Origin of the sequence: Nostoc cf. edaphicum LEGE 07299, assembly GCF_015207245.1 — a bacterium.
GTDB lineage: Bacteria > Cyanobacteriota > Cyanobacteriia > Cyanobacteriales > Nostocaceae > Nostoc > Nostoc edaphicum_B.
The window spans coordinates 1-4,317 of sequence record NZ_JADEXF010000481.1 but is presented as its reverse complement, the minus strand read 5'-3'; the positions used below and the strand labels follow the sequence as shown (position 1 = coordinate 4,317).

Below are 4,317 nucleotides of genomic sequence, written 5' to 3'. Positions count from 1 at the left end.
GTATAAGGTAAGAAGCTATCAGCTTGATTAGCAGCAGCTACTATTCCTAACATTCTTGTACGATCAAAAGTGTTCTTAGTTTTAGATACTATCCATTCTCGACAACTTTTAGCAGCTTGAATATCTGATTTCAATACACTATTTTGTGTATTTTTTAATAAAAGATTTTGCTTTTTAAAAAATGGATTTTGACATACAGACATTCTCAGAAATGTATCTAGAAACATATCTTAAAAAAGTTATATACAAATGTTTAGACTTCATTATTTCTAGCTGCTTTTTCAATTCAGAACAGTAGTTGTCCTAACATTTTTAGGACTTACGCATAAGTAACGGAAAATCGAACCACAGAGGCACAGAGAACACGGAGGAATAAGAGTTTGAACCGACTTTTGCAACCCTATCACATAAAACTGCCGACTTCAGCCGACTGACAAAACAAAGTGCGATCGCTTAGGCTATTGGGCATAGAGATAAAAATTTAAGTATAAAAATATGCTTAATACCCTCAACCCAATCACAGAAGACTTGGCAAGTCAAAGCTATCCCAATCCTCATTACTTACAAACACAGCGCCGCATTCGTTCACTTATAGACAAATATATTGCAGTCGAAAAACTACACGAGCGTCTGCAAGATTTACCGATACAGTTTGCCAATCCCCAACCGCGTCCCTGGAAACTCATTGACTGGCAAACGATTAACCGCAATCAAATTATTGGCTTAGACGCAGAGGTATTTTTATCTATATTGATCGGTGCGATGGATACAGAAGCTCCCATTCGCGGCTATACCCAAACAAGTCGGCAGTATTTGGAAAAATTGCATCCTCAGATGGCTCGGTTTGTTGGTGGAACTGTCGGTAAAGATGGCGAATTGCTGGAACTTGGTTTGTGGGAAAAGGAAGAACGTCAACATACATCCGCATTAATCAAAATCTACACCCAATTAACTGGCGAGAAAATTACCCCAAAACTTCGGACTGTTAGAAGCTATCTTCCCACAGATGACGCCAAGGAAGACTTATATCGCCACGGCTTACACCGCATTGCCACAGAATACGGTGCTACCTGTCTTTATATTTGGTTGATGGCTCATACCACTGACGCACTCCAGGATGTTCTAGAGGAACTAGCACAGGATGAAATCAACCATACAACCAAATTCTGGGGGTTTGGAGTCTGGGCTTTCCCTGATACTGGGTTGATGCAAATTGGACGCACGTTAATCAAAACGCGATACCTTCGGTGAGCTTCGCTAACGCCAAACTATCAGCGCAACAACCTCATGTGTACTCTCCGCCGCATGATGGGTACCCTTAACTGGAATGCTTGGTCATTAACCAACAAAACAACTCTCCTATTTACCTTCACTTACACAATGCATCGCTTGTGGAGTTGGAACAACACCCTCACACCAGAGTACTTACAAAATTTATTTGAAACTAATTAGTCAAAACAAAGGACAAATGACAAATGACAAGTGACAAATCAAAATTACCCATCGATTTAAACCCCCAAAAAATCCCCCAACATATCGCTGTTATCATGGATGGTAACGGCCGATGGGCAACCAGTCGAGGATTACCGCGCATTGCTGGACATCGCCAAGGAGCAAAAACGCTCAAAGAACTATTGCGTTGCTGCAAAGATTGGGGAATCAAAGCGTTGACAGCCTATGCTTTCTCAACAGAAAATTGGCAGCGTCCCGTTGAAGAAGTGGATTTTCTGATGCATTTGTTTGAGCGATTACTACACCGCGAGTTAGCTCAGATGCATCAAGAAGGAGTACGAATCTCGTTTATTGGAGATTTATCGGCTTTACCCAAGTCTCTACAGACAGAAATGGAGCGTTCAATGGCAGAGACATTGAACAATCAAGCAATCCACTTTACTGTTGCAGTCAACTATGGTAGCCGCAACGAAATTACCAGAGTTTGTCGTCAAGTAGCTCAACTGGTGGAACAGGGCAAACTCAGCGCCCAAGAAGTGAATGAAAGTCTTGTAGAACAACATCTCTATACAGCAGATACTCCAGAACCCGATTTGCTGATTCGTACTAGCGGTGAGATGCGATTGAGTAATTTTCTTTTGTGGCAAATGGCGTATACAGAGATGTATTTCACCGATATTCTTTGGCCAGATTTTAATCGAGAAGCATTTCATCAAGCTTTGTTGAGCTACCAAAATCGCGATCGCCGTTTTGGTCAAGTTAAAGCTTCATTATCAGCTTAGTGTACCAAACACCAGACATCACGTGAAGAAGGCAGAGGGCAATATTCCTTCTGCTTTCTGCCTTTCTTGATAAAGTAAAAGCACCCATATTACCACGATGGTATATGAGCGCTCACAAATAAAACATTATCGAGGATAATCTATCTGCTATGACAGACCGAAGTAACTATAAGAATAGCAGGCACTGGGTAAATAAACTGCAAGGGTAGTTACAAATGTTTTGTTAAAAATATTACTTACCGTCAATATGATGCTTGATTTAGGCAAAATCCAATCGATTGCGGAATCCTATTCTCCCCAAGAACTCTTCGCTGCCTTGGTTTGGCAGCGTCGTTTTAATGAGTTTGATGGTGAAGAGGTAATTACTGACCTTTCCAACCACAGAAATTTATGGTCAAGCTTTCTGTTCACAAAACCAATCTTTGCACCAGATGAAAACGGTTTAAGCTTTGGTGGTATGGTCGATACTCTACTTGCAATGGCAAACTATCGTCCCATGCCTGAAACCAGCATCATTCATTTCATTGCCTATCCTGCCGATACACTGTACATCCTTACAGAGAACCAAGACACAAAAGTGTCTGAGCTTTTAGACTTGGGCAAAAAATGGCGGGCTGACTCAGTAGAAGTAAGTGATGGCACGAATGAAGATTATGGTTTGCGCCTGAAACGCCGACTGAGAAATAGATTGGAAGGAGCGCTATGGGGTGAGGATGTTCAGCAAGATTGTGATGCGGTGGTTGTTTCTTATTGGTGGGATTGAATTCTTGAAGTATCTCAATTAGATAAATTGTGGGCTACGATATACTGTTTTCTTCCCTACAACCAAATCGAGCAGCGATCGCAGTCTCTTAATTCTTTTGAGTAAATTATTCTTTGGTAGCTATTGAGCCAAAACCTTCAGGTTAATACTTATATTCGTTATCACAAAATCAGACTTATTTAATTATTATTTTGTCAATATAGCAATCCAATTTTAGATTTAAACCGAGAAAATTTGGAAGGCTTATGAATCAAACATTCTACGGAACTTACTGTTCACAAAGCATTTAATATTTATACCGCTTTTTTGTGAAGCTGCATATATTTACCCCCCGGCTGTCGCCGTCCCCCCAAAGCATCGGAGGGACTACAGGGGGATCTTGTTATGTGCATCTTCGTAGAGAATTAGTATTACTCTAATAACTATCAGAAATACTAATATAACTTGCTGTTAATTCTTTCCAAAAATAGTATTCCTAGAATTCAATACTTACGATATAAGCTGATGTTCTGGTAAGTTAATTCAGAAAAAATCCTGATATTCAAAATTTAAAGTTAACAAGATTATCTTGCTAAAATACTTTAAATTTACTTATCAATCCATTTTAAAATCGCAATTAATTTTTGCAGTATTTTATAGGTGTTGGGAGTTATGATGGGAAAATATCTACTAGTTTCTGCTAGTGGGATGGGGTTTTTATGTTTAATTGCCGGGTTATCTCCTGTGCAAGCCCTTCCTAGCTTAGAAATTGCAGATAAAGATGTAGCTGTTAATCAAGATGATGGCAGTTATCAAAAAAATGATTCTCATCAAAGCGATTTAGCAAATAATATCTCCAGTAAATTGCTAATAGCTAATGAAAGTCCAAAAAAATTATCCCCAGTCAATAAACAGCAAAAAAATCAAGATTTAGGAGTAGATTCTGCTGTTAACTTTTGGCAGCTAATCACACCACAGTCTGCAAGTTCGTCTCCAACTTCATACAAACTTGCACAAGTAACATCCGTATCCCAATTGTCTGATGTACAGCCGACTGATTGGGCTTTTCAGGCACTCCAATCTTTAGTTGAGCGCTATGGTTGTATCGCAGGTTATCCCAATCAAACCTATCGCGGTAATCGGGCGATGACTCGCTATGAATTTGCTGCTGGCTTAAATGCTTGTTTAGACCGAATCAACGAACTGATTGCGACTGCAACTGGTGATTTGGTCAAGAAAGAAGATTTAGCCACCTTGCAGAAACTACAAGAACAATTTGCGGCGGAATTAGCAACATTGCGGGGTCGAGTCGATGCTGTAGAAGCTCGCACAGCAGAACTA

At 39.9% G+C, this 4,317-nt stretch carries 3 protein-coding genes and 2 pseudogenes; 4 read left to right on the top strand and 1 reads right to left on the bottom strand.

Going from position 1 to position 4,317, the window contains the following annotated elements; all coding sequences use genetic code 11:
• Positions 1-203 (bottom strand): annotated as a pseudogene (locus tag IQ229_RS24100) (hypothetical protein); the annotation flags it as partial.
• Between the two features lie 292 nt (positions 204-495).
• Here IQ229_RS24100 and IQ229_RS15220 point away from each other — a divergent pair.
• The 4 genes and pseudogenes from IQ229_RS15220 to IQ229_RS15205 all read left to right on the top strand — a co-directional run.
• A pseudogene (locus IQ229_RS15220) lies at positions 496-1,452 on the top strand (ferritin-like domain-containing protein).
• Between the two features lie 23 nt (positions 1,453-1,475).
• On the top strand, positions 1,476-2,234 hold the full coding sequence (locus IQ229_RS15215; protein ID WP_194044994.1) for an isoprenyl transferase: 759 nt from the start codon (positions 1,476-1,478) through the stop codon (positions 2,232-2,234).
• 247 nt (positions 2,235-2,481) lie between these two features.
• The gene (locus IQ229_RS15210; protein WP_228013486.1) at positions 2,482-2,997 is read left to right on the top strand and encodes a hypothetical protein; all 516 of its coding nucleotides are present in this window, start codon (positions 2,482-2,484) and stop codon (positions 2,995-2,997) included.
• Between the two features lie 654 nt (positions 2,998-3,651).
• Positions 3,652-4,317: iron uptake porin (locus IQ229_RS15205; RefSeq protein WP_194044996.1), on the top strand; the 666-nt coding region annotated here is incomplete at its 3' end.